Annotated in this window: 27 protein-coding genes; 12 read left to right on the top strand and 15 right to left on the bottom strand. The window is 45.3% G+C overall.

The window, feature by feature from the left end:
* Nucleotides 1-14 precede the first annotated feature (14 nt).
* The 4 genes from ACSQ2E_RS05060 to ACSQ2E_RS05045 all read right to left on the bottom strand — a co-directional run bounded on the left by ACSQ2E_RS05060 (nucleotide 15) and on the right by ACSQ2E_RS05045 (nucleotide 3,039).
* Entirely contained in the window at nucleotides 15-644 is a 630-nt protein-coding gene (locus tag ACSQ2E_RS05060) for an SCO family protein (protein ID WP_435989545.1), read from the bottom strand.
* Nucleotides 645-734: 90 nt separating this feature from the next.
* The gene (locus tag ACSQ2E_RS05055) at nucleotides 735-2,414 is read right to left on the bottom strand and encodes a cbb3-type cytochrome c oxidase subunit I (protein WP_435989544.1); all 1,680 of its coding nucleotides are present in this window, start codon (nucleotides 2,412-2,414) and stop codon (nucleotides 735-737) included.
* 13 nt (nucleotides 2,415-2,427) lie between these two features.
* Entirely contained in the window at nucleotides 2,428-2,898 is a 471-nt protein-coding gene (locus tag ACSQ2E_RS05050) for a cytochrome c oxidase subunit II (protein ID WP_435989543.1), read from the bottom strand.
* Between the two features lie 12 nt (nucleotides 2,899-2,910).
* A complete protein-coding gene (locus ACSQ2E_RS05045; protein ID WP_268876385.1) occupies nucleotides 2,911-3,039 on the bottom strand; it encodes a hypothetical protein in 129 nt (42 codons plus the stop codon).
* Between the two features lie 587 nt (nucleotides 3,040-3,626).
* Here ACSQ2E_RS05045 and ACSQ2E_RS05040 point away from each other — a divergent pair.
* A complete protein-coding gene (locus tag ACSQ2E_RS05040; RefSeq protein ID WP_435989542.1) occupies nucleotides 3,627-3,998 on the top strand; it encodes a DUF2512 family protein in 372 nt (123 codons plus the stop codon).
* 44 nt (nucleotides 3,999-4,042) lie between these two features.
* On the opposite strand, the gene ACSQ2E_RS05035 is transcribed toward ACSQ2E_RS05040, so the two are convergent.
* Complete coding sequence (locus ACSQ2E_RS05035; RefSeq protein ID WP_435989541.1) at nucleotides 4,043-4,609, bottom strand: biotin transporter BioY; 567 nt, start codon at nucleotides 4,607-4,609, stop codon at nucleotides 4,043-4,045.
* Between the two features lie 71 nt (nucleotides 4,610-4,680).
* A complete protein-coding gene (locus ACSQ2E_RS05030) occupies nucleotides 4,681-5,370 on the bottom strand; it encodes a copper homeostasis protein CutC (RefSeq protein ID WP_435989540.1) in 690 nt (229 codons plus the stop codon).
* Nucleotides 5,371-5,475: 105 nt separating this feature from the next.
* Here ACSQ2E_RS05030 and ACSQ2E_RS05025 point away from each other — a divergent pair, with 105 nt between their 5' ends.
* Nucleotides 5,476-5,808 (top strand): hypothetical protein, encoded by a 333-nt coding sequence (locus tag ACSQ2E_RS05025; RefSeq protein ID WP_435989539.1) that lies wholly within the window; start codon nucleotides 5,476-5,478, stop codon nucleotides 5,806-5,808.
* Between the two features lie 39 nt (nucleotides 5,809-5,847).
* Here ACSQ2E_RS05025 and ACSQ2E_RS05020 read toward each other — a convergent pair whose 3' ends face one another.
* Nucleotides 5,848-6,090 carry a DUF2584 domain-containing protein gene (locus tag ACSQ2E_RS05020; RefSeq protein WP_079534072.1) on the bottom strand — a complete coding sequence of 81 codons (243 nt, stop codon included), beginning with the start codon at nucleotides 6,088-6,090 and terminating at the stop codon, nucleotides 5,848-5,850.
* A 26-nt stretch (nucleotides 6,091-6,116) separates the two neighbouring features.
* On the bottom strand, nucleotides 6,117-6,887 hold the full coding sequence (locus ACSQ2E_RS05015; RefSeq protein WP_435994395.1) for an alpha/beta hydrolase family protein: 771 nt from the start codon (nucleotides 6,885-6,887) through the stop codon (nucleotides 6,117-6,119).
* Nucleotides 6,888-7,132: 245 nt separating this feature from the next.
* On the opposite strand from ACSQ2E_RS05015, the gene ACSQ2E_RS05010 reads away from it, so the two are divergent.
* The 3 genes from ACSQ2E_RS05010 (at nucleotide 7,133) to ACSQ2E_RS05000 (ending at nucleotide 9,714) form a co-directional block, all read left to right on the top strand.
* Entirely contained in the window at nucleotides 7,133-8,089 is a 957-nt protein-coding gene (locus tag ACSQ2E_RS05010; protein WP_435994393.1) for an ABC transporter substrate-binding protein, read from the top strand.
* Between the two features lie 67 nt (nucleotides 8,090-8,156).
* Nucleotides 8,157-8,933, top strand: coding sequence for an ABC transporter ATP-binding protein (locus ACSQ2E_RS05005; RefSeq protein WP_435989538.1), 777 nt, complete (start codon nucleotides 8,157-8,159; stop codon nucleotides 8,931-8,933).
* A complete protein-coding gene (locus ACSQ2E_RS05000; RefSeq protein WP_435989537.1) occupies nucleotides 8,905-9,714 on the top strand; it encodes an ABC transporter permease in 810 nt (269 codons plus the stop codon). Before ACSQ2E_RS05005 ends, ACSQ2E_RS05000 begins: the two co-directional genes overlap by 29 nt.
* Here ACSQ2E_RS05000 and ytkD read toward each other — a convergent pair.
* From ytkD to ACSQ2E_RS04985, 3 genes are all read right to left on the bottom strand, one after another.
* Nucleotides 9,704-10,177: an RNA deprotection pyrophosphohydrolase gene (gene ytkD / locus ACSQ2E_RS04995; RefSeq protein WP_435989536.1), complete on the bottom strand. Its 474-nt coding sequence runs from the start codon at nucleotides 10,175-10,177 to the stop codon at nucleotides 9,704-9,706. The two genes, ACSQ2E_RS05000 and ytkD, sit on opposite strands and share 11 nt — an antisense overlap.
* 94 nt (nucleotides 10,178-10,271) lie before the next feature.
* On the bottom strand, nucleotides 10,272-10,610 hold the full coding sequence (locus ACSQ2E_RS04990; RefSeq protein WP_435989535.1) for a hydrolase: 339 nt from the start codon (nucleotides 10,608-10,610) through the stop codon (nucleotides 10,272-10,274).
* A gap of 56 nt (nucleotides 10,611-10,666) precedes the next feature.
* Nucleotides 10,667-11,056 carry a phage holin family protein gene (locus ACSQ2E_RS04985; protein WP_435989534.1) on the bottom strand — a complete coding sequence of 130 codons (390 nt, stop codon included), beginning with the start codon at nucleotides 11,054-11,056 and terminating at the stop codon, nucleotides 10,667-10,669.
* A 207-nt stretch (nucleotides 11,057-11,263) separates the two neighbouring features.
* Here ACSQ2E_RS04985 and ACSQ2E_RS04980 point away from each other — a divergent pair, with 207 nt between their 5' ends.
* Nucleotides 11,264-11,509: a DUF6154 family protein gene (locus tag ACSQ2E_RS04980; protein ID WP_060672906.1), complete on the top strand. Its 246-nt coding sequence runs from the start codon at nucleotides 11,264-11,266 to the stop codon at nucleotides 11,507-11,509.
* A gap of 50 nt (nucleotides 11,510-11,559) precedes the next feature.
* Here ACSQ2E_RS04980 and ACSQ2E_RS04975 read toward each other — a convergent pair whose 3' ends face one another.
* On the bottom strand, nucleotides 11,560-11,742 hold the full coding sequence (locus ACSQ2E_RS04975; RefSeq protein WP_435989533.1) for a hypothetical protein: 183 nt from the start codon (nucleotides 11,740-11,742) through the stop codon (nucleotides 11,560-11,562).
* 157 nt (nucleotides 11,743-11,899) lie between these two features.
* On the opposite strand from ACSQ2E_RS04975, the gene ytzI reads away from it, so the two are divergent.
* Nucleotides 11,900-12,079, top strand: a complete 180-nt coding sequence (ytzI, locus tag ACSQ2E_RS04970) for a YtzI protein (RefSeq protein ID WP_435989532.1) — start codon at nucleotides 11,900-11,902, stop codon at nucleotides 12,077-12,079.
* A gap of 42 nt (nucleotides 12,080-12,121) precedes the next feature.
* Here the strand turns inward: ytzI and ACSQ2E_RS04965 are convergent, their stop codons facing one another.
* The gene (locus tag ACSQ2E_RS04965) at nucleotides 12,122-12,595 is read right to left on the bottom strand and encodes an S-ribosylhomocysteine lyase (protein ID WP_435989531.1); all 474 of its coding nucleotides are present in this window, start codon (nucleotides 12,593-12,595) and stop codon (nucleotides 12,122-12,124) included.
* Nucleotides 12,596-12,770: 175 nt separating this feature from the next.
* Here ACSQ2E_RS04965 and yidD point away from each other — a divergent pair, with 175 nt between their 5' ends.
* The 5 genes from yidD (at nucleotide 12,771) to ACSQ2E_RS04940 (ending at nucleotide 17,452) form a co-directional block, all read left to right on the top strand.
* Nucleotides 12,771-13,007: a membrane protein insertion efficiency factor YidD gene (gene yidD / locus ACSQ2E_RS04960; RefSeq protein ID WP_435989530.1), complete on the top strand. Its 237-nt coding sequence runs from the start codon at nucleotides 12,771-12,773 to the stop codon at nucleotides 13,005-13,007.
* A gap of 142 nt (nucleotides 13,008-13,149) precedes the next feature.
* On the top strand, nucleotides 13,150-14,076 hold the full coding sequence (locus ACSQ2E_RS04955; RefSeq protein WP_435989529.1) for a metal ABC transporter substrate-binding protein: 927 nt from the start codon (nucleotides 13,150-13,152) through the stop codon (nucleotides 14,074-14,076).
* A 127-nt stretch (nucleotides 14,077-14,203) separates the two neighbouring features.
* Nucleotides 14,204-15,562, top strand: coding sequence for a cytochrome ubiquinol oxidase subunit I (locus tag ACSQ2E_RS04950; protein ID WP_079534053.1), 1,359 nt, complete (start codon nucleotides 14,204-14,206; stop codon nucleotides 15,560-15,562).
* A gap of 18 nt (nucleotides 15,563-15,580) precedes the next feature.
* The gene (locus tag ACSQ2E_RS04945; RefSeq protein WP_435989528.1) at nucleotides 15,581-16,612 is read left to right on the top strand and encodes a cytochrome d ubiquinol oxidase subunit II; all 1,032 of its coding nucleotides are present in this window, start codon (nucleotides 15,581-15,583) and stop codon (nucleotides 16,610-16,612) included.
* Between the two features lie 117 nt (nucleotides 16,613-16,729).
* Nucleotides 16,730-17,452, top strand: a complete 723-nt coding sequence (locus tag ACSQ2E_RS04940) for a 3-ketoacyl-ACP reductase (protein WP_435989527.1) — start codon at nucleotides 16,730-16,732, stop codon at nucleotides 17,450-17,452.
* A 53-nt stretch (nucleotides 17,453-17,505) separates the two neighbouring features.
* Here the strand turns inward: ACSQ2E_RS04940 and menC are convergent, their stop codons facing one another.
* Together menC and ACSQ2E_RS04930 are read right to left on the bottom strand one after the other, a co-directional pair.
* Nucleotides 17,506-18,627 carry an o-succinylbenzoate synthase gene (gene menC, locus ACSQ2E_RS04935; protein WP_435989526.1) on the bottom strand — a complete coding sequence of 374 codons (1,122 nt, stop codon included), beginning with the start codon at nucleotides 18,625-18,627 and terminating at the stop codon, nucleotides 17,506-17,508.
* Nucleotides 18,617-20,098: an o-succinylbenzoate--CoA ligase gene (locus tag ACSQ2E_RS04930; RefSeq protein WP_435989525.1), complete on the bottom strand. Its 1,482-nt coding sequence runs from the start codon at nucleotides 20,096-20,098 to the stop codon at nucleotides 18,617-18,619. Before ACSQ2E_RS04930 ends, menC begins: the two co-directional genes overlap by 11 nt.
* Nucleotides 20,099-20,168 lie beyond the last annotated feature (70 nt).

Here is a 20,168-nt window from a genome sequence, read left to right as displayed (position 1 = left end):
CACGTTCCCTCCCTTTAATCGGCTTCCATTTTGAGATAAGAATCCACAACATCAGCCGCTCCATTTATGTCGCTATGATCCAGCACTTCCTGTAGCCTCCCCTCCCGGTCTACCAGATAGAAAGCAGAGTTATGAGTGAAATTTCCATTGTTATCAGGTATAACAATTACGCCGAAGGCATCAAGAAGTGCATTCAACTCTCCTTCATCAGTGATTCTGGCCATTCTCCATGTTTCTCCATCACTCCCGAAATAGGTTTTATATTTCGTTAAAGCTGCCGGTGTATCCTGATCAGGAGCAAAGCTGATACTCAGGAACACGATATCTTCCCCGAGAGAATCCCCCGGCACTTGCTGATAAACCTTTGCCATATTCGTTTCCAGCTGCGGACAAACGGTTGTGCAGGCAGTATAAAAGAAAGTGATAAAGACATATTTCCCTTGAAACTCATCCCATGTATAAGAGGATCCCTTGCTGTCTTCCAGCACGAGATCAGGTACTTCAGGTTTTTCATCCTGCAGGTTTAGTAATCTGGCTTCTTCTGCAGTGAAAGCTTTAAAGCCGTCAGTTCCAGTGAAAAATAAACCTAATCCGAATAGGAGCACAATAATGGTTGAGAGAAGATTTCGATCCACTTTATTCATCGTACGACCTCCTCATTTCATTCCTGTAGTTCAAGTGAAATAGAGCCGCCCCTGCAGCATCGCCGCCAGACAGCTCTATCTTTCTGATTATCACCATGTTTTGAATGGCGGGGAACCAGGTGGTGCATTCATGATGAAGTCCACGATTGGAATGACGTACCCCATGGCGACCAACAGTAGCATGATGACAATCCAGCGGCCCCATTTTTCAGTCCAATAAGGGGTTTTTCCGTCCTTGGGATCGCTGTCTGCTATAGGAAATTCCGTGTCTCCTTTTGGTGCCCAGAACATGAGGTTCAAAACGATATACACCTGCAGCAGAACACCGATGAACAGTAAGGTGCCGCCAATTGCAATGAGAAACAAGTATGGATCCCAGCTTAATGCCGTTGCATGATCGCCATATGTTGTATAGGATGTTCTGCGCGGCGAACCAAGTAAGCCGATCCAATGCATCGAAATAGCCATGAAAATCATCCCGACTGTCCAAGTGATGGTTTGAATAATTCCGAGTCTGTTCATTTCTTGTGTCAGGGTCCGTTTTGAAACATAAGGGACCAGCCAGTAACTGATACCGAAGAAAGTAAGGATGACGGAAGTTCCCACTGTTATATGAAAATGCCCTACGACCCACATCGTGTTATGAACGACTTGATTCAGCTGATTCGTTGTTTGCGCAATTCCACCCGCTCCCCCGATGATAAACGAAATCATCGCGATCATCGGAGCAAGGAATCTTACATCTTTCCACGGTAATTTTTTCAACCAGCCAAACAGTCCTCTTCCTCCTTTGTTCCGCCCGGTCCGTTCAAAGACAGCAAACATGGCATAAGCCGTCATTAATGAAGGGAAAGAAATGGCCAGACTCATAAACACATGCATATACTTAATTTCTTCTGAGATACCAGGGTCTACGATCTGATGATGGAACCCTCCAGGAATGTTCATTATGACCAATAAGATAATGACAACTCTTGTCAATGTGTCACTGAATCGTTTTCCGCCAATGATTTTAGGAACGATGACGTACCATGCCGAAACGGCCGTCAGATACCAAATATTCACCAATGTGTGCCCGAAAGCCCAGAACAGCGTCCGGCTCAGCATGACATTGATCGTATCAATCCAGCCGAAGGTCCAGGGAATAATGATGAACACTTCCAGGGCCACAGGAATACTCCCAAAGAACAGCAGGACAAACACTCCTGTGGCAAAGAAAGCAAGAATCGGAATATGTTCACCCTTGTGCTTCTTCCTCCAGTGAGCGACTGAAAGGAATGAACCGAACGCGCACATCCATACACCCAATACGATAAAGACCAGCCCAATATAGAACAGGGGAGATGCCGCCATCGGAGGATAAAAAGTATACATGACCGATGCGTCATTTTTCAAAATCGGAATGACCGCCATTACAATCCCCGCCACCTTCATGTAAAACCCGGTCCATGCCATTTTCCGGACCTTAGGAAGCAATCCCCCTAAGGTATGGGACAAAGCTGCGTAGAAATACCCGATTGTAAAGAACGCAGTCAGTACTAAGACAAGCAAAATACCGTGTGCAGTCAGCACTTGATAGTAATTTAACCATGGCGGTAATTGAAGCAGGCCGGCACGGTTGAGTCCTTGTAACAGCCCGAGCACTCCTCCCAGGAGGAGAGAAATAAATGCAACCAATAAGTACGTTTTGGAGAGTTTTGCATCTTGTGGAGATACCCCCAGGCTCACATGTTTATTTACGTTCATTTCCTCTTTTCTAACCAGTTCCATCGCCCTTCCCTCCTTATTTTGTCACCTTAATGGTCGTGCTCATTGCCTGATGACCCGCTCCACAATATTCATTGCACAGTACAAGATAACTTCGGGGTTCATCAAACGTTTGAGTGATTTTCTGAATATATCCCGGCATCACCATCGCGTTAATATTTGTATCTGCTACCTGAAATCCATGTGTGACATCCTTCGAAGTTAAGATAAAATGAACAGTAGCCCCTGCAGGAACCTCAATTTCACTTGGAGTAAAATTAAACAGTTGAAGAGTCATCACTACTTCGTATTCATTGTCAGCGAGTTTCTTTACGCCGGGTTTATCAAACGGAGCTGTTTCATCCACCTGCTGTGGATCGATTGTTTCCTGGTGGCTCGGCGGTCCCATTCCGAGAGCAAATGTTTGATATCCGGTAATGAGCATAAATATGAGAATCATTCCAAAACTTGCAATCAGCCAAATTTCTTCTGCTCTACTCAGCTTCATCGTGTAAACCTCCTATACTCTTGAAAAATAAAAACCAAAAAGTAAGAGATATGTTAAAAAAATGACAAGCCCGACGATTCCAACCGAGAACCATGTACCCCATTGAACCTCTTTCGATTTCCCATCCATCTTTTTCTCCAATTCCCTCTCCCCCTTCAATTACTGAACTTATTGTCATCATACTCAATGACCATTATGTTTGAAGTGGTCTAAATCACAACTTGAGGGATTAAATGGCAAGAAATTTAATTGGTGCTTTTTCAGACACAAATAAAACATACTAACATAAGTGTTTAGTCAAAAGAAAATCCGAACAATCATTCGAAATTCTTTTTTGAAAATCGAAATTGTTCGGATTGATTATTTGACTGTATACGTAATTGTTACTTTTGGATGTAGTAAGTAGTGGTTGATTTCCGCTCCAGGTGCTCGCCTTCCGCCCGAGGAAAGCGAAGTCTTGCACGGAAATCAAAAGCGGTATAGCGAGTGACCCACTAATTTTTAATTGTTCGTCATTAAAGAGTTTTTAAAGGGAATGGACTTAGTTATGTCCCAGCCTCGCTTCAATCTATTTCCCTAAGAATCCTTCATTTGATCGATGATTTTCCCTTTCACCAGATTGCAAGGAAGCGGATCAGTTTCGCTTCATGATTGTTTATTTTTCAGTCTGACGGGAAATACACACAAAAAGATGCATGTATACCTTACCCTCCAAGGAGGAGATTCTCATGAACCATGTAAAAGCATTTGCCTTAAAAGGCATCATGACCCTGGCATTGTTATCCATTGTAATGGGCTTGGGTTTTCGTCTCTCTGCAGAGAGCATTGCCCTCACCGCTGTATTATATGGAGCGATTTCTTATGGTATCGGAGACATGGCTTTCTTACATAAAACAAATAACCTACTTACCACTGCGGTTGACTTAGCCCTGACATTTGTACTGGTCTTTTCAGTTGTGATCTGGTTTGAAGGGCTGAATGCCGGGATAGCAGCGTCTTCCGCCTTTATATCGGCTTTAATGATGGCAGTGGGAGAATATTTTTTTCACCTTTACATCAAAAGAAATGAGCTCGGATCCGTGAAACAGAATTCCGTATGAAGCACGTCCGCATGCTCATTGAAGAAGGGCCTATAACCCGGTAACTATGCCGCTACTTTCCGATTCCCGATCAACCTCGCCTGAACCAGGCGTTGTCTCACTGTGATCCCAATCCAGCTTGCAAGGAACGCTTTAACAAGCCCGACTACAATAAATGGATAGACTCCTGCTGCCATCGCCTGACTCCAGCTAAGATCGGCCACGAATTTCAGTTGAATGGTACCCAGGATCAACGTAATGATCATTCCGGTTGTATTGGCAATCATCGCCATGGGAATGGTAAACTTCGTCTTTTCAAGAATGAAGCCTGTAAAAAATGCTGCTACGATAAAACCGAATATGTAGCCCCCAGTAGGTCCTACGAGCACTTGTGCTCCTCCACTGAAACCTGCAAACACTGGAACACCGACGGCTCCCAGGGCTGCATAGCATACCATGGCAAATGCCCCATATCTGCTCCCGAGAATCGTCGCTGTAATACCGACGGCTAATGTTTGTCCACTGATTGGAACGAGCGGCAGTGGAATTTCGATTTGAGCGAAAATCCCCGTAATCGCAGCAAAGATGGCACAGTGAATGATCACCCTTAATTTCTCTCCGTTCACTTTCATATCCCCCTCATGTATGTAAACTATGTATAATATTAAGTTAACACAAAGTACAGGATTTAGGGAAGCTTAATTTAGTCTATGATTTCTTTAATGGCGTGCACTTTTTGGGGATCGATCCCAGACTCAAAGCAGTTGTCTTTTCGAACCCCTGACCCAAAGTGATATGCTTTTGCATGCAATTCTTTGTGTATATTCAGCATGTTTTCTGCTGTAAGGCCAGATCCCGGCATAATGAGAGGTCCCCCTTGTTTCTCATACCTTTGCATCTCTTTAACCGTCCCAATCCCTTCCCGCACCCCGGATTTCCCACCAGAGGTCAGTATGCGATCGATGCTAACATTCGATTGAAATAACTCTTTATACAGGGATAATGGGCTGTTCGAGACGTCTATCGCCCGATGGAACGTTACGGATTGACCTTGTGACGCCTCCAGAATCTGCTCCAAGGCAGACTTATCGAGTTCCCCATCCATTGTTAAAGCTCCAAATACGATTCCCCGGACTCCGATTTGATGAAAAATTTTCACCTGTTCAATTATATGGCAAAGTTCAGAGTCACTATAGGTAAACGACTTGCTATGCGGACGCAGCATTACTTGAACAGGGATGGAAACCGCATGTATTACTTTTTCAATGACGTGATAATCAGGTGTCAAACCTCCCACATGAATGGCCGATACTAATTCAAGGCGGTCTGCTCCACAGCCCTCTGCAATCCTAGCATCTTCTTCATTCAGTACAATAACTTCCAGTTCACTCATGGAAACGTCTCCTAACGTGATTAAATTGATTAGAAAAAAATAAACATGTTGGCGTACAAGCTTGAATATCTTTTGAGTATGTGCGGAATAAAAAGGAGGAGACATATGAAGCGTCTGGCCGTATTAGTGTTATGTGTATTTGTATTAAGTGCCTGCGGGGAGAAGAAACCTGCATCGTATGAATTATGCGGGTATGGGGATATGATGGTCGTGAACGACAAAGAGTACGTAAAGGTTTCCGCCGAGAAAAAACTCACCCTTCAGGAAAAGGTTGGATCCATTAAAGAAAAGATTGAAACCAAGTATCATCCCGTCAATAATTTCACCGCCAACACGCTGGCGGAAGGTACCCCAATATATAGCGTAAAAGATCACAAGAACTATCTTATCGCCCAAATGAAGGATAATCGCTATCTATTATATGAGGAAATCAAATAAAACGGAAGGCTGTAAGCATTTGTTTACAGCCTTCCGTTTTTAATTGGTGGAATTGAGGGAAATGAGCCGGTAGACGATCGTCGTCTTCTCATCTTTCCACTCCATCTTTTCAATCCTCCCGAAACCACTCGGATCACTGTGCTTCGTTTTTTTCACATCAATGGGAAGATGCATCGGATATAGGCGGTATCCGTCCTTTTGAAGCTGAAACAGATTCTCCTCTTTTCTCACTTCTTTTCCTTTTGTCACAATCATCGTATTTAATTCCAGACCCATGCCCATCTTATATGACCTCACTCCTTATTAGATTATTGATTTTTCATCCATGATACTAGCAGGGAAACGATTTCTTGATTCTTTCGGGGCGGAAAGTAGTGGGTAAACTCTTTGAAGTAATGGGACGAAACCCGCTTCCCGAGCTCCTTCAATCTTTTTTCTAATCTATATGCATGCTCGACTGAAACGTTCTGATCTTTTTCACCATGAATGATCAAGACCGGTGCCTCAAGATTTTCAAGTGAATATAGGGGAGTCCTCCACTCGTATCTTTCGGGAACTTTATTCGGACTTCCCCCGATCACCCTCTTCATCATTCTCCGCATGTCCTTTCGTTCATCATACGTCAAGAACATATCAGACACTCCTCCCCATGTGACGATGGACGTCACGTCCCTCGACTCGATCCCTGCCATCAGGGCCATGACGCCGCCCCTCGAGAATCCGAATACATGGATCCGATTCTTTGCCACCCGGGAGTGATCTTTCAACAGTTCCACTCCTGCAACAGCATCTTCACGGTCATCCCCGGCGAAATCCTCATTCCCTTCTCCCCCCAGGTTCCCCCTGTAATATGGCGCAAACACGATGAATCCGTGTGATGCGAACTGAGCGATCCTGGCGGGCCTGACCATGCCGACACCTTTGATCCCTCCTCTTAAGTAGAGGAAACCGTCGTATGTACCCTTTAAAACAGGCTCAGCCAGTAAGCCCTTCACCTTCAGTCCCGAGGATATATAGGTGATTTCATATAATTCAACCTGTGGGTTCGGAGAGGGAAACAACGTTTTCTTCACGATCATTCCGTTCTTCATATTCTCTTCCTTTCAAAACGTGCTATGGGTATTCACACAATTTTTATACTCTACATAGACTATTTTAACAAATTGAATTCACGTTGCTTTATGACCATCCTACCCTACTGCCAACTAAATAAACAAGGCGCAATTGCACTCATCCCAACTACTGAATTATCCGGAAAAAATAAAGGAGGAAGATTGAATTGAAAAAATGGATTCGAAGCGGATTAGGTATACTCCTCATTCTCATGTTGACCATCGGATTGACTGCATGTGGAGAAAAAGAGGAGGCTGTCCAAAAGGTGCGTGTTGCGGAAGTGACCCGCTCGATTTTTTACGCACCTGAATATGTAGCGATCGAAAAAGGATTCTTCAAAGAGGAAGGTCTCGACATTGAGCTGACCACCACATGGGGCGGGGATAAAACGATGACCACCCTATTATCAAACGGCGCGGATGTCGCACTGGTCGGCTCTGAAACGTCCATCTATGTCCATGCACAAGGGTCGGATGACCCTGTCATCAACTTCGCTCAATTAACCCAAACCGACGGTACGTTTCTCGTCTCCAGGGAAAAGGTGGAGAACTTCGAATGGGATCAGCTGAAGGGTTCAACCTTCCTTGGCCAGCGTAAAGGCGGCATGCCTCAAATGGTCGGGGAATTCGTATTGAAGAACCACGGCATTGATCCGAAGAACGATTTAAACTTGATCCAGAACATTGATTTCGCCAATGTTGCCAATGCCTTTGCATCTGGTACCGGCGACTACGTCCAATTATTCGAACCGACCGCCTCCATCTTTGAACAAGAAGGTAAAGGCCATATCGTCGCTTCCTTTGGCACCGAATCAGGGCATGTGCCGTACACAACCTTCATGGCGAAAGACAGTTATATGAAAGAACACAAAGAAACGGTGGAGAAATTCACGAAAGCCCTTTATAAAGCTCAGCAATGGGTGGAAGAACATTCAGCCGCCGACATCGCCAAAGTGATTGAGCCATACTTTGAAGATACGGAAGTGGACCTGATCGAAACAGTTGTGGACCGGTATAAATCACAAGGTTCCTTCGCCACAGACCCGATCCTGGATGAAGAAGAGTGGAACAATCTTCAGGCCATCATGGATGAAGCAGGAGAACTCCCTCAGTCCATCGATCACAAAACGCTCGTAAATACTTCCATCGCTGAAAAAGCATCAAAGTAGCAATACCCGGGGGCTGACACACGTCAGCCCTTCCGTTGTAAAAATTTGAAAATGGAGGCTTAAAACAGTGAACTTTCTATCGATCGATTCCGTCCATCACACCTACTTCTCACCGAAAACGGCCACCCATGCCCTCACAGACATTTCATTACAGGTGGAAGAAGGGGAATTCGTCTCCTTCATCGGTCCATCGGGATGCGGAAAGACGACGCTCCTTTCCATCGTTGCCGGTCTCATTCAGCCCACAGAAGGAACCGTATCTTTACACAATAAGCCCATCAGAAATATGAAGAAGAAATTGGGTTATATGCTTCAGCAGGACTATCTGTTTCCGTGGAAGACAATTGAGGAGAACATTTTTCTCGGTTTGGCCATAATGGGGAACCTGACAGAGGACAAAAGAAGGGAAGCATATGCTTTATTGAGGGAAATGGGGCTTGAGGGTGTAGAGACGGCTTACCCACGGGAATTATCAGGGGGAATGCGTCAACGGGTCGCGCTGATCCGGACTCTCATCACCGAGCCTCAAATGCTTCTCCTGGATGAACCTTTCTCTGCACTTGATTATCAAACGAAATTGAAGTTAGAAGATCTGGTGTTTTCCACTTTGAAGTCTTTCGGAAAAACGGCCATCCTCGTCACACATGATATCGGGGAAGCGATCTCCATGAGTGACCGCATCATTCTATTCAGTTCGAAACCGGGGCGTGTCCATATCATATTCGAGGTACCACAACCGTTAAAAGGATTGATGCCCTTCGAGGTCAGAAATCATGAAGCATATCCGGAATTTTTTCAGACCATTTGGAAGGAGCTTGAAAAACTTGAATCAAGAATCGATTAAACAAAAACACCAGGAATACATTCTATCATTGAAACGTCAGCAGCGATGGGTGTGGTTTTATCAAGCCCTTATCTTCACCGTCTTCTTCTCACTGTGGGAGATTGCCAGTCGTAACAGCTGGGTGGACCCCCTCATCTTCAGTTCTCCTTCGAAAATATGGAAACTGTTCATCGTGAAATTTGTGGATGGGAGCCTTTTAGCCAACCTGTCTGTGACACTTGGAGAAACCGTCATCGGTTTCATCCTCGGCACCCTGCTCGGCACCCTGCTTGCCGCTTTACTTTGGTGGTCACCGTTTCTCTCGAAAGTACTGGATCCCTACCTTGTCATCCTGAACGCCATGCCTAAGGTCGCCCTCGGGCCGATTTTGATTGTGGGACTTGGACCGGGCTTCACCTCCATCATCGCCATGGGGACCGTCATCTCTGTCATCATCACCACCATCGTCGTCTATACATCCTTTCGGGAAGTAGATCCGAATTACTTGAAGGTGATGCAGACATTCGGGGCAAGACGGGGACAGATGTTTAAAGAAGTCATCCTTCCCGCCTCCTTCCCTACCATTATTTCGACCTTAAAAGTCAATGTAGGGCTGTCCTGGGTAGGGGTCATCGTGGGGGAATTCCTTGTGTCCGCCAAAGGGCTTGGCTACATGATCATTTACGGATTCCAAGTCTTTAACTTTACCCTTGTCCTTCTTTCCCTTCTCGTCATTGCCGTATTCGCAACCATTATGTATAAGCTCGTGGAGCAGCTCGAGAAGAAATGGATCAAGTCATAAGATCCATTTCTCTCACCTTTTTCAGTGCCGATTCCACCACCTGATCCTTCATGATGAAACTAAAGGAAGGGTCTCCGTGAATCTGTGAAAAATCACCGTTCCAAAGGACGGAACCTTCTGTTTCCAGGTAATCATATTTTTGGATCATCTCTTCTGCTTCCGCAAAGAAGATCGTTTTGACAAACGGAGTGCGGTCAAACACCTTATATTCCCCGATGAATAGAGGCTCTTTGATCACTCCCCCCGTCTCTTCAAACGTTTCACGGGTCGCAGCTTCCTCGAGGGTCTCTCCCTGTTCCCTCTTTCCCCCTGGAAACTCGAGACCCCTTTTTTTATGGCGGGTCAATAACCATTGGCCTTTATAGCAGCAGATCACGAGGACATGATAGGATTCCTGTTGAAACTCACCCTTATGAAAAGATAATTCTACTCTTTTTCCATTTTCATCTATAAACTGTTCCATTTACGTCACCTCATCCGTACACACTTTCTTTCATCTAACCACAAATAAAAAGCATTGGTCCACAGATATTACTTCTGAACCAACACTTTTATCATTACTCGTGGTTTTCATGAGGCTTGGAATCGAGGATGCCTATGCTTTCGATGAAGGTCTTCACATCTTCATCTCCCAGCCGGTGGAGCATTTCATATACTTGATGCAGGTTTTCATCATAGGCATCATTTTCCCGGTCAAAATGATATTGAACATAAGGAACGTGTGAGCGGTAGAAACCTTGCCAGTCGACCGAGTGATTGGAATCGAACACTTCCCGGAGCTGGGTGATTTCTTCATCGGTCGCAGATATTTTAAAGTTCCATTCGGAATCCGTCGAGCTTCTTGAAATTTCACCGGTGGCCACTTCAATATAATAATCATGTCGTTCTTCGTTCATCTTCCCACTCCTTCACTGTACTTACCCTTCATTTTCCTCAATTGACGAAATTCTATTCACTTCGATTTCTTCTTTAACACTTCTACCGCTTTTCGTAAAAATTCAGGAACGGGTACTCCTGCTCTCCCGACATTCTCAATGATCGAAATCATCTCATTACATAAATAAAAAATAATCGTGGCATTACGAATAAAGTGTTGATTTGTTAGTATAGTATCAATAAGGTGAGCTACGGTAACGAGCGCGAAGATCAGCACTTTCCGGCCGATCCCTTTCACCCCGAATTTGCTTGACAGCATACCTTCGATCCCGCTCGCAATCATCCCCGTGAAGTAATCGAGGGTCACGGCGATCAATAAAAACGTAATCAACATGTCCCACTCTCCGAATAGAGTAAGTATAATGGCACTAAGACCCGACCCAACGAACAGCATGCTTTTCTCCAATTAAAGCATCTCCTTTTCTAGTGGCTGGTTTATCGCAGACAACCTGTTCATCTCTTGGAGCAACGTTGCTCCGGCTGTGGCAGAACGCCTTTCCATGGTTAAAAAGTCCGATAAAAGGGTAAAGACAAATAAGAGTTGTCCTAGCATAATATGTAGAGTAATTCATAAACGTTCATGATAAAATGGAACAAAAGGGAGGTGATGTGCATGAAGTTGATCGAAGAGATTTACGAAATGTACCGTGGAAGAATCAAAGGTACCGACGAAGACTTAGACCTCATTGCCCTTACAATCTTAGAAGATACATCCAGGAATGAACTATTGGAAATGATCCAGGAAATGGAAACAGAAGAATTACAATACTTCTTCCGCTTATACATATTTGAAACATTGAAAGAAAAATGGTCCAACAGCGAAGAACGGGTGAGGTTGGAGAAGAAGAGCTTACATTAAACAAGTGCAATTAAAAAGCGTTGCTCCGATTACCCGGAGCAACGCTTTTTTCATGCTTTTGTGTCAACTGCATGTCCTTTACTTGGATGCTGTGCAGGTTGACTGGCCTGCATATCCCTCATCATCACCGTGACTTGTGCCGTTTGAGTCGCCATTTGGCTCTTAAGCAGATTCATACTGAGCGTCCTCTGAAGCTCTGCCACCTGTTTCCCCATCATAGAAGACATTTCCATGGTATCTTCCCCCTCGCTTCGTCTGTCAAGAATGGTGCATACTATATTCAGAATAACAAAGTTCCAATGGAAAACATAGGAAACGTCATAGAAATGTTGTTTTTTCTCCTGAATGGCTGATCTTTCTATGGTAAAATAGTGAAAAAAAGGGGGTTGCATGATGTCAATGACTCTTGTTCTGATCATTGCGGTTGTCATTTGTATCCTGGTGATTTTCGTCAGTGCCCTTACAACGTCCAAAGCCTATACAACCGTTAAACATACAGTTGATCCACTCGAAAACAATCCTCACCTCCAACAGATGAAACAGGACGAGGAAAAGGAACATAAAGAGTAAATAGTAAAAAACCACCGTTCAATCATGAACGGTGGTTTTTCTTTATGCGAATACTTGCTTCAATTCTTCAGTGCTCTGACTCAACCAGAAACGCATCAGTTTTTTGGCTCCTTCTAAATCATGAAGCTTCGCCTGCCCGCATTGCTTTTCATTGGCTGCAGGGATTTCCTCGATTTCTACCGCTTCTTTCATCGTCGCGTTCAACAGGTCGATGATCTCTTCCACTTTCGGCTCCCCGCTGACGACTAAATAATATCCCGTTTGGCAACCCATCGGAGAAATATCAATGATATCAAAATGAGCATATGGCTCAGCATATTTACGGATCGTGAAGGCTAATAAATGCTCAAGAGTATGAATGGAATCAGGTTTCATCGCTTGTTTGTTCGGCTGACAGAAACGGATATCAAACTTATTCACAAGTCCGTCGCTTCCTACTTTATGGACACCACAATGTCTGACGAATGGAGCTTTCACTGCATTATGATCTAATTCAAAACTTTCTACTGAAGGCATTAAAATCACTCCCATTTAGTTTCTACTTCATAGTATAACGTAAATTCATAGTTATTTCATCAACTTAATCTGAATTAGGCAAAAAAACCATTCCCACCCGGTCTGACAGGCCAAAACCTTTCAATCCCCCTCCAGAGTCTGATATAGTAAAAGAAAATCAACGGGGAGACGAATCATGAAACGAATATTGTTAGTCATATTCAAGATATACCAGCGCGTCATCTCTCCTCTTAAACCCCCTACTTGCCGTTTTTATCCTACCTGCTCTCATTACGGTGTCGAGGCCGTGAGCCGGTTTGGCGCACTCAAGGGCGGCTGGCTGACGATCAAGCGGATTGTAAAATGCCATCCATTTCATCCTGGAGGGATCGACCACGTGCCGGAAGAATGGCCAGGGCAAAAAGATAAATGATTCAGACTGGCTCCAAATGGGGAGGCAGTCTTTTTTTATAAAAACAATCCATTTATCTTGCTAATTCCCCATATCGGTAGTAAAATAACCTTTGTGCTAAATCGTAATCATTACAGTTAAGACTTAAAAAGGAGGATTCCTCTTGAACTATATTCGCATGGGTTTGCTATTATTATTGATTTTCGTATTGTCTGCCTGCGGAGACGACTCCGGTGAGGACGGCAAAAAGAAAGATGTGTTAGAGATTTACACGACGGTCTATCCACTGGAGGATTTCACGAAAAAAATCGGCGGGGATTATGTGGACGTTGAAAGCATCTACCCTCCTGGTGCCGATGAACATACCTTCGAACCGTCTCAGAAAGATATGATGAAGATGGCCGATGGGGACGTTTTCTTCTATGTTGGGATGGGCCTTGAAGGATTCGTTGAAAACTCCAAATCATTATTAGAAAATGAAGACGTTACTGTGGTACCGGCAACTAAAGGAATCGAAGTGCCTCATGAAGAAGGTGCTGATGAACACGACCATGACGGCCATAACCACGATGTGAACCCTCACGTCTGGCTGGATCCCGTGTATTCGAAGGAAATGGCCAAGAATATCGCCGACACCCTTTCGAAGGAAATGCCCGAGCATAAGGATGAGTTCCAGGCGAATCTTAAAACGTTGTCGAGTGACCTGGACGAGTTGGACTCTGAGTTCAAAAAGATGGCTGACAACGCACCAAAGAAGACATTTTACGTGTCCCACGCAGCCTACAGCTATTGGGAAGAACGCTACGGACTTCACCAGGAAGCCATCGCCGGCTTAAATACTGCCAATGAACCGTCCCAGCAGGAACTGAAGAACATCATTGAAAAAGGAAAAAAAGACAACGTTCAATACATTCTCTTTGAACAGAACGTCTCTTCACGCCTGACAGAAGTCGTTCAAAATGAATTGGGTGCCAAGTCACTGACACTTCATAATTTATCCGTCCTTACAGCAGATGATCGAAAAAAGGATGAGGATTATTTTTCATTGATGAAAAGAAACATTGAAACGTTGAAAAAAGCCTTGCAATAAGAGCAGCCACCGTGGCTGCTCTTTTTTTATGTGGTATACGAAGCCCTCCCTCCTAAAAAATGTGAATATTATTTTCCATTAAGTGGACAATAAGGAAATGTTAAAGACTAGTAAGGGAGATTTGAAAATGGATGAATTAGTAATCGCTCGTTCCATGTTTGGGATCACAATGGGGTTTCATATCATTTTTGCCACACTTGGAGTGGGTATTCCGTTAATGATCCTTGTTGCCGAAATTATGTTTCAACGGACCAATGACCTTGATTATTCGGTGATGGCGAAGCGCTGGACCAAAGCGTTTGCCGTTCTGTTAGGGGTGGGTATCCCAACCGGGACGATCGCTGGCGTTCAACTGTCACTCCTTTGGCCGGGCTTCATGGAGGTCATCGGGCGCGTCATGGCCCTGCCGTTTCAAATTGAAATCTATGCTTTCTTTGTTGAAGCATTGTTTATGTCCATTTATGTGTATGCAGCCAGTCGCATCGCCCCATGGATGAGGATTGTGAGCCTGGTCCTTGTCGCCATCGGCGGTCTTGCTTCAGCTGTACTCATTACCAATGTACATGCGTTTGAAGGAACGCCTGCCGGATTTGAAATCATAAACGGACAAATTACCAATGTAGATCCGTGGAAGGCATTCTTTAATCCAAGTTTCTTCGTGACAGCCGGACACGTGGCGTTATCGGCCTATGTAGTGGGGTCGTTTACGATTGCAACCGTATCCGCTTTTAAAATGCTCCGATCTTCATTCGGATCGAGAATTTATGCCTTTCACCGCAAGTCGCTCATGATTTGCTTATTAGTCGGTGGTGTTTTCGCATTCTTGACCGCAATCAATGGTCACGAATCTGCCCAGAAGCTCCATGAGTATCAGCCTGAGAAATTAGCTGCCGCCGAAGGTCTGTTCGAAACCCAGACTCATGCTCCACTTTCCGTTGGAGGATTCACCGACCCTGTCACACAAGAAGTAAAGTGGGGGATCGAAATTCCATGGGCACTCAGTTTCCTTGCCGGGAACAGTTTCGATACGGAAGTGATCGGATTGAACGACTTCCCTGAAGAATATTGGCCGCCTCTATTCGTCCATACCCTATTCAACGCGATGGTCGGGATCGGCTCACTGCTTATCTTACTGTCACTGGTCGCCTATGTATGGAACAAGTTACTGAAAAAGGACCGATTCCCGAAATGGCTGATGTGGGCGTTCGTTGCAGGTGGACCGCTGTCGATCATGGCCATCGAATTCGGTTGGATCTTCGCCTGTACCGGCCGACAGCCTTGGACGATTTATCGTATCCTCAGTACGGAAGACTCGGTGACCACTTCAGGGAACTTAGGAACCCTTTTCATACTATTCGTATCCGTTTATGCGATTTTGGCCGTGTCCGTCGTTCTGGTTCTTCTCTATTATTTCAAACGGAATCCACCTGAAAAGGATATTAATAAAGCAGAAGCGAGTCACAAGGATATTCCTTTATCAACTTAAACAGCTGGAGGTGAAGATATGACTCAATCATTGATTGCCATTACGATCCTATGGGGATTCGTCTTTATCTATGCCGTCATGGCGACGATGGATTTCGGCGCAGGGTTCTGGTCGATGATCTACATCAATCATGATAAAACGAAAGCGACAAACATTGCCAATCGCTATTTGTCCCCGACCTGGGAGGTCACCAATACATTCATCGTAGCCCTGGTCGTCGCCGTGTACAGTATGTTCCCTGGAGCCGCCTATTCATTGGGAACCGTTCTACTTGTTCCCGGAAGTTTGATTCTTTTGCTTCTGGCCCTGCGGAGTGCCTTCCTTGTATTCTCTCATGTCGCAGATGACTACAGAAAGCCGCTGACCTACGTAACGGGGATCACCGGCTTATTGATTCCGGGCCTGCTCATCAGCGTATTGCCCATTTCCCACGGACCTTATATTGACTTCAGCGACGGCCAGACCCTTCACCTGGGAAAATTGTTCACTAGTCCACATGAATATGCTTTCTTCGGATTCGCCGTCGCGAGTACGCTATTTCTGTCCTCTCTGCTTCTCGCTGACTACTCCAAGGCTTCAAAGGAATTTGAAGCCTTCAAAGTTTATCGCCGGGATGCTCTGATCATCGGTCCCATTTCGGTTATCATGGCCTTTCTCATCATGTTTACCATGAAACATGAGGCAGCATGGATTTATGACCGGATGATGGAAGATTTGCCGCTACTATGGGTTTCCCTTCTCGGGTTCCTCGTCGCGGGAGGTGCTTTGTTCCTGCCGACGAACAAAGAAGGGATGAAAGGGATGCCCAGGGTGGCCGTCATTGCGGTTACCTTTCAATATGTCCTGGCGAGTTATGTGTACGGTAAGGCACATTTACCTTATATCATCTATCCTGAGGTCACGATCCAATCGGGTTTTACCGATCCCAACTCCTTTAAGGCTGTATTCATCACCTACATCGTCGGGTTCATCATCCTGTTCCCTGGTTTTGTCTACTTCTGGAGTTTATTCATGAATGATAAACGGTATTTACGGCAAAAAAGTGAATGAATCTGCTCCGGGACTCCCGGAGCTTTTTTCATTCCTATCCGTCAGGTAGATTAGTTGCCTATCCGCACTCCTACACTTTACACTTACGATAGAACCTGATTGAAAGGATGATGGAAGATGGCACAATCGATTAAAGGCAAAACGGCTTATATTACGGGGGCTGCCCGCGGAATCGGAAAGGCGACCGCATTAGAGCTTGCCCGTGAAGGCGTGCATGTCGGGTTGATCGCACGCACAGAAAGCACCCTGGCAAAAGTGGCAGAGGAAGCTCGATCCCTTGGAGTGAAAGCCAGTGTGGCTGTAGCGGATATTTCCGATATGGACCAAGTGGATATGGCCGTTTCAAAACTTAAAAATGACCTGGGTCCTGCAGACATCTTAATCAATAACGCAGGTATCGGAACGTACGGTCCATTCCTCGAAATCAATCCGGAAGAGTGGAAACGGACCTTTGAGGTCAATGTATTCGGCACCTATTATGTCACCCGTGCCGTCCTGCCCCAGCTGATCGAGAAGAACCGGGGGGACATCATCAATATCTCTTCAAGCAGCGGCTTGAAAGGCACTGAGGGAAGCACGGCATACAGTGGATCCAAGTTCGCCGTCCAAGGGATGACGGAGGCGCTGATGCAGGAAGTCCGAAAACATAACATCCGTGTCATGACCTTGAATCCTAGCCTGGTGGCAACGGACCTGACCTTTGGAGACAAGCTTGAGGAAGCTGACAAAGAAAAGTATATGCAGCCCGAGGATTTGGCAGAGCATATGGTATCACAGCTGAAATTACACCAGAGGATCTTTATCAAACAATCCCTTCAATGGGCCACGAATCCGTTTTAAATGAAAGAAAGCCAGGGAGCATGTGCTCTCTGGCTTATATCTTTGTTGATCGACTAAACATGCTTTTCATTGAATGGAAAGGATTCCTTAAACAGTGTCACGGCACTCAAGCGCTTTCTATTGAGCTCCACTCCGATCCCGCTGCCTTCCAAACGTTCCACCACACCATTTCTCACAACAATCGGTGAGGTAATGATGTCTTCTTCCCAATACTTCGAGGAGGAAGAGATGTCACCAGGAACCCGGAATCCTTCAAGGGTTGAAAGCGCCAGATTATGAGCCCGGGAAACCCCGAATTCAATCATCCCGCCGCACCAAACCTTTATCCCGTTTTCCCGGCACAACCGATAGATCTCAAGCGCACTCGTATATCCCCCGACCCTGCCAAGCTTGATGTTGACCACTCCACAGCTATTCAAATGAATCGCACTCTTCATGTCGTGGGGGGTAACGATGCTTTCATCGAGACAGATTGGCGTGGTTATCTCCTTTTGCAGTAAAGAATGTTCCACTAAATCGTCGATGCCAAGGGGCTGCTCGATCATCTCTAAATCGAATTCATCTAATGCTTGAAGCCGGGGTATATCTTCAAGACTATACGCTGAATTCGCATCAGCTAAAAGGGAAAGCTTTGGAAAATGGGATCTCAATTCTTTTACGATTTCCACATCGGCCCCTGGAGAAATTTTCAGCTTTATTCGTTGATATCCTTCTTGCACAAGGTCTTCAGCCTGCGTGACCATCTCTGGAACCGAGCCAGCTCCGATTACAGCCCCGGCAAGTACTTCTTTACGCGTCCCGCCGATCATATTCCATAATGGCACCTCTTGCTGCCTCGCATAAAGATCCCATAAGGCCATTTCAAGGGCAGCCTTCGCCATGGCATTTCCCCGGACGGCTTCAAACCGCTTCCCGATTTCCTCAGGATGGTGAAAAGGCCGGCTGTTCATAAGGGGGATCAAGACATCCTTCAGCATATGATAGGATGTTTTGACCGTTTCTTCTGTATACCACGGTGTGGAAAAGGCGACTCCTTCCCCCAGTCCGCACATTCCATCTCTGTCCTTGACTTCGACGATGATGCCTTCGCGGTCTTTAACCGTTTGAAGATGGGTCACAAATGGACTTTTTAAAGGCATGGAAATAACGTGAAGGGTGATGGATTTAATCTTCATCGGCGACCATTCCTTTTTCCCACTGCTCTCTTAACACTCTTCTCAGCAGTTTGTTTGACGCATTTCGTGGAAGTTCATCGACAAACACCATTTTTTTCGGACGTTTATAAGACGCCAGGTTCTTCTTGCAATGTGTTATAATATCCTCTTTTGTCAGATGATCTTTTTTCACAATGAAGGCACACGGAATCTGTCCCCATTCGTCACTTGTAATGCCTGCCACTCCTGCATCCTCCACCCCGTCACAGCTGAGGAGGACACTCTCGATTTCAGCTGGATACACATTTTCCCCGCCGGAAATAATCAAGTCCGAACGCCTGTCCAGGACAAATAAGAACCCTTCTTCATCCACATATCCGATGTCCCCCGTATGAAACCAGCCCGATTCAAAGCTTTTGGCGTTGGCTTCCTCTCTCCGGTAATAGCCACTCGTCACATTCGGCCCTTTCACAAGGATTTCCCCTTCTTGATTCGCACCTTCTTTTTTCTTGATCATTAATTCAGAAGGAAAGAGGGGCTTTCCGGCCGATCCGAGCTTAGACATACTGTACTCTGGTGCCAATGTCACAATTTGAGAGGCGGTTTCTGTCATTCCATAGGTTTGGAAGACCGGGACCCCTTTTTCTTCACACTTCTGCAGTAATGGAAGTGGCGCAGGACCACCACCCAACAGCATGCAGCGGAAACTTGGATGATAGGTTTCATCCCCCATGCCTCTCATCAAACGGGAGAGCATATTGCTGACAACCGACATGATGGTGACATTCCCTGACATTAATTCACGGTTGATCCCTTCCACATCAAAGGTTTCAAACAGACGCACGTTCATTCCGTAAATAACACCTCGCATCAGGATTGAATAACCACTGATATGAAAAAGGGGTACAGAACAAAGCCATGTATCATTTTCATTTATACCAAGATTCAGGGAAGACCCAATGGCGCTCCACCAATGGTTCCCGTACGATTGAAGGACCCCCTTTGGCGCTCCCGTCGTACCTGATGTGTACATGACCGAGCATGCTTGATCTAACTGAAAATGATCCTTCACCTCAAAGCCTGTCGGGACAGTGTCGAATAATTGAGAGAAAGAGACTCCGACCGCGTCTTCCCCTAAAAAAGAAAGTTTCCCTGAAAATTCATCATCATAAATGACCGTCCCTAATCCCATATCTTGAATCTGGAAAGAAAGTTCACTTTCACTTAACTTATTGTTTAAGAGTACAGTCGTGAAACCGAGCTGTTGAATGGCATGCACAAGTAAGACAGACTCCACTTTGTTTTTAATCATGAGTCCCAAAAAAGGATGAGACGAATGTTTTACGATGGTATGTAGTTGTTCCCCGATCGAAATGGCTTTTTCCCACAGCTCACCAAATGTATACTCCACATCCCCATTCGTTAAAGCCATCCGGTCAGGGGTTAAAAATGCTCGTTGTTTAAGCCAGTTAGGTAATTCCTGTGTTGTCATCCTGTCATTCTCCATTCCTTTCGTATTGGTTCACTTTTCATTTAAAAAAGCCCGATGAATCCATATCAGA

This window comes from Rossellomorea sp. LjRoot5, assembly GCF_964253455.1.
Taxonomy (GTDB): domain Bacteria; phylum Bacillota; class Bacilli; order Bacillales; family Bacillaceae_B; genus Rossellomorea.
The sequence above is the reverse complement of the archived record's forward strand: the minus strand, read 5'-3'. Positions and strand labels throughout refer to the sequence as shown.

What these genes read in the sequence shown, in the direction of transcription:
- ACSQ2E_RS05060 (WP_435989545.1), bottom strand. Translation starts at nt 644, where the DNA reads ATGAATAAAGTGGATCGAAATCTTCTCTCAACCATTATTGTGCTCCTA.
- ACSQ2E_RS05055 (WP_435989544.1), bottom strand. Translation starts at nt 2,414, where the DNA reads ATGGAACTGGTTAGAAAAGAGGAAATGAACGTAAATAAACATGTGAGC.
- ACSQ2E_RS05050 (WP_435989543.1), bottom strand. Translation starts at nt 2,898, where the DNA reads ATGAAGCTGAGTAGAGCAGAAGAAATTTGGCTGATTGCAAGTTTTGGA.
- ACSQ2E_RS05040 (WP_435989542.1), top strand. Translation starts at nt 3,627, where the DNA reads ATGAACCATGTAAAAGCATTTGCCTTAAAAGGCATCATGACCCTGGCA.
- ACSQ2E_RS05035 (WP_435989541.1), bottom strand. Translation starts at nt 4,609, where the DNA reads ATGAAAGTGAACGGAGAGAAATTAAGGGTGATCATTCACTGTGCCATC.
- ACSQ2E_RS05030 (WP_435989540.1), bottom strand. Translation starts at nt 5,370, where the DNA reads ATGAGTGAACTGGAAGTTATTGTACTGAATGAAGAAGATGCTAGGATT.
- ACSQ2E_RS05025 (WP_435989539.1), top strand. Translation starts at nt 5,476, where the DNA reads ATGAAGCGTCTGGCCGTATTAGTGTTATGTGTATTTGTATTAAGTGCC.
- ACSQ2E_RS05020 (WP_079534072.1), bottom strand. Translation starts at nt 6,090, where the DNA reads ATGGGCATGGGTCTGGAATTAAATACGATGATTGTGACAAAAGGAAAA.
- ACSQ2E_RS05015 (WP_435994395.1), bottom strand. Translation starts at nt 6,887, where the DNA reads ATGATCGTGAAGAAAACGTTGTTTCCCTCTCCGAACCCACAGGTTGAA.
- ACSQ2E_RS05010 (WP_435994393.1), top strand. Translation starts at nt 7,133, where the DNA reads ATGTTGACCATCGGATTGACTGCATGTGGAGAAAAAGAGGAGGCTGTC.
- ytkD (WP_435989536.1), bottom strand. Translation starts at nt 10,177, where the DNA reads ATGGAACAGTTTATAGATGAAAATGGAAAAAGAGTAGAATTATCTTTT.
- ACSQ2E_RS04990 (WP_435989535.1), bottom strand. Translation starts at nt 10,610, where the DNA reads ATGAACGAAGAACGACATGATTATTATATTGAAGTGGCCACCGGTGAA.
- ACSQ2E_RS04980 (WP_060672906.1), top strand. Translation starts at nt 11,264, where the DNA reads ATGAAGTTGATCGAAGAGATTTACGAAATGTACCGTGGAAGAATCAAA.
- ACSQ2E_RS04975 (WP_435989533.1), bottom strand. Translation starts at nt 11,742, where the DNA reads ATGGAAATGTCTTCTATGATGGGGAAACAGGTGGCAGAGCTTCAGAGG.
- ytzI (WP_435989532.1), top strand. Translation starts at nt 11,900, where the DNA reads ATGATGTCAATGACTCTTGTTCTGATCATTGCGGTTGTCATTTGTATC.
- ACSQ2E_RS04965 (WP_435989531.1), bottom strand. Translation starts at nt 12,595, where the DNA reads ATGCCTTCAGTAGAAAGTTTTGAATTAGATCATAATGCAGTGAAAGCT.
- yidD (WP_435989530.1), top strand. Translation starts at nt 12,771, where the DNA reads ATGAAACGAATATTGTTAGTCATATTCAAGATATACCAGCGCGTCATC.
- ACSQ2E_RS04950 (WP_079534053.1), top strand. Translation starts at nt 14,204, where the DNA reads ATGGATGAATTAGTAATCGCTCGTTCCATGTTTGGGATCACAATGGGG.
- ACSQ2E_RS04945 (WP_435989528.1), top strand. Translation starts at nt 15,581, where the DNA reads ATGACTCAATCATTGATTGCCATTACGATCCTATGGGGATTCGTCTTT.
- ACSQ2E_RS04940 (WP_435989527.1), top strand. Translation starts at nt 16,730, where the DNA reads ATGGCACAATCGATTAAAGGCAAAACGGCTTATATTACGGGGGCTGCC.
- menC (WP_435989526.1), bottom strand. Translation starts at nt 18,627, where the DNA reads ATGAAGATTAAATCCATCACCCTTCACGTTATTTCCATGCCTTTAAAA.
- ACSQ2E_RS04930 (WP_435989525.1), bottom strand. Translation starts at nt 20,098, where the DNA reads ATGACAACACAGGAATTACCTAACTGGCTTAAACAACGAGCATTTTTA.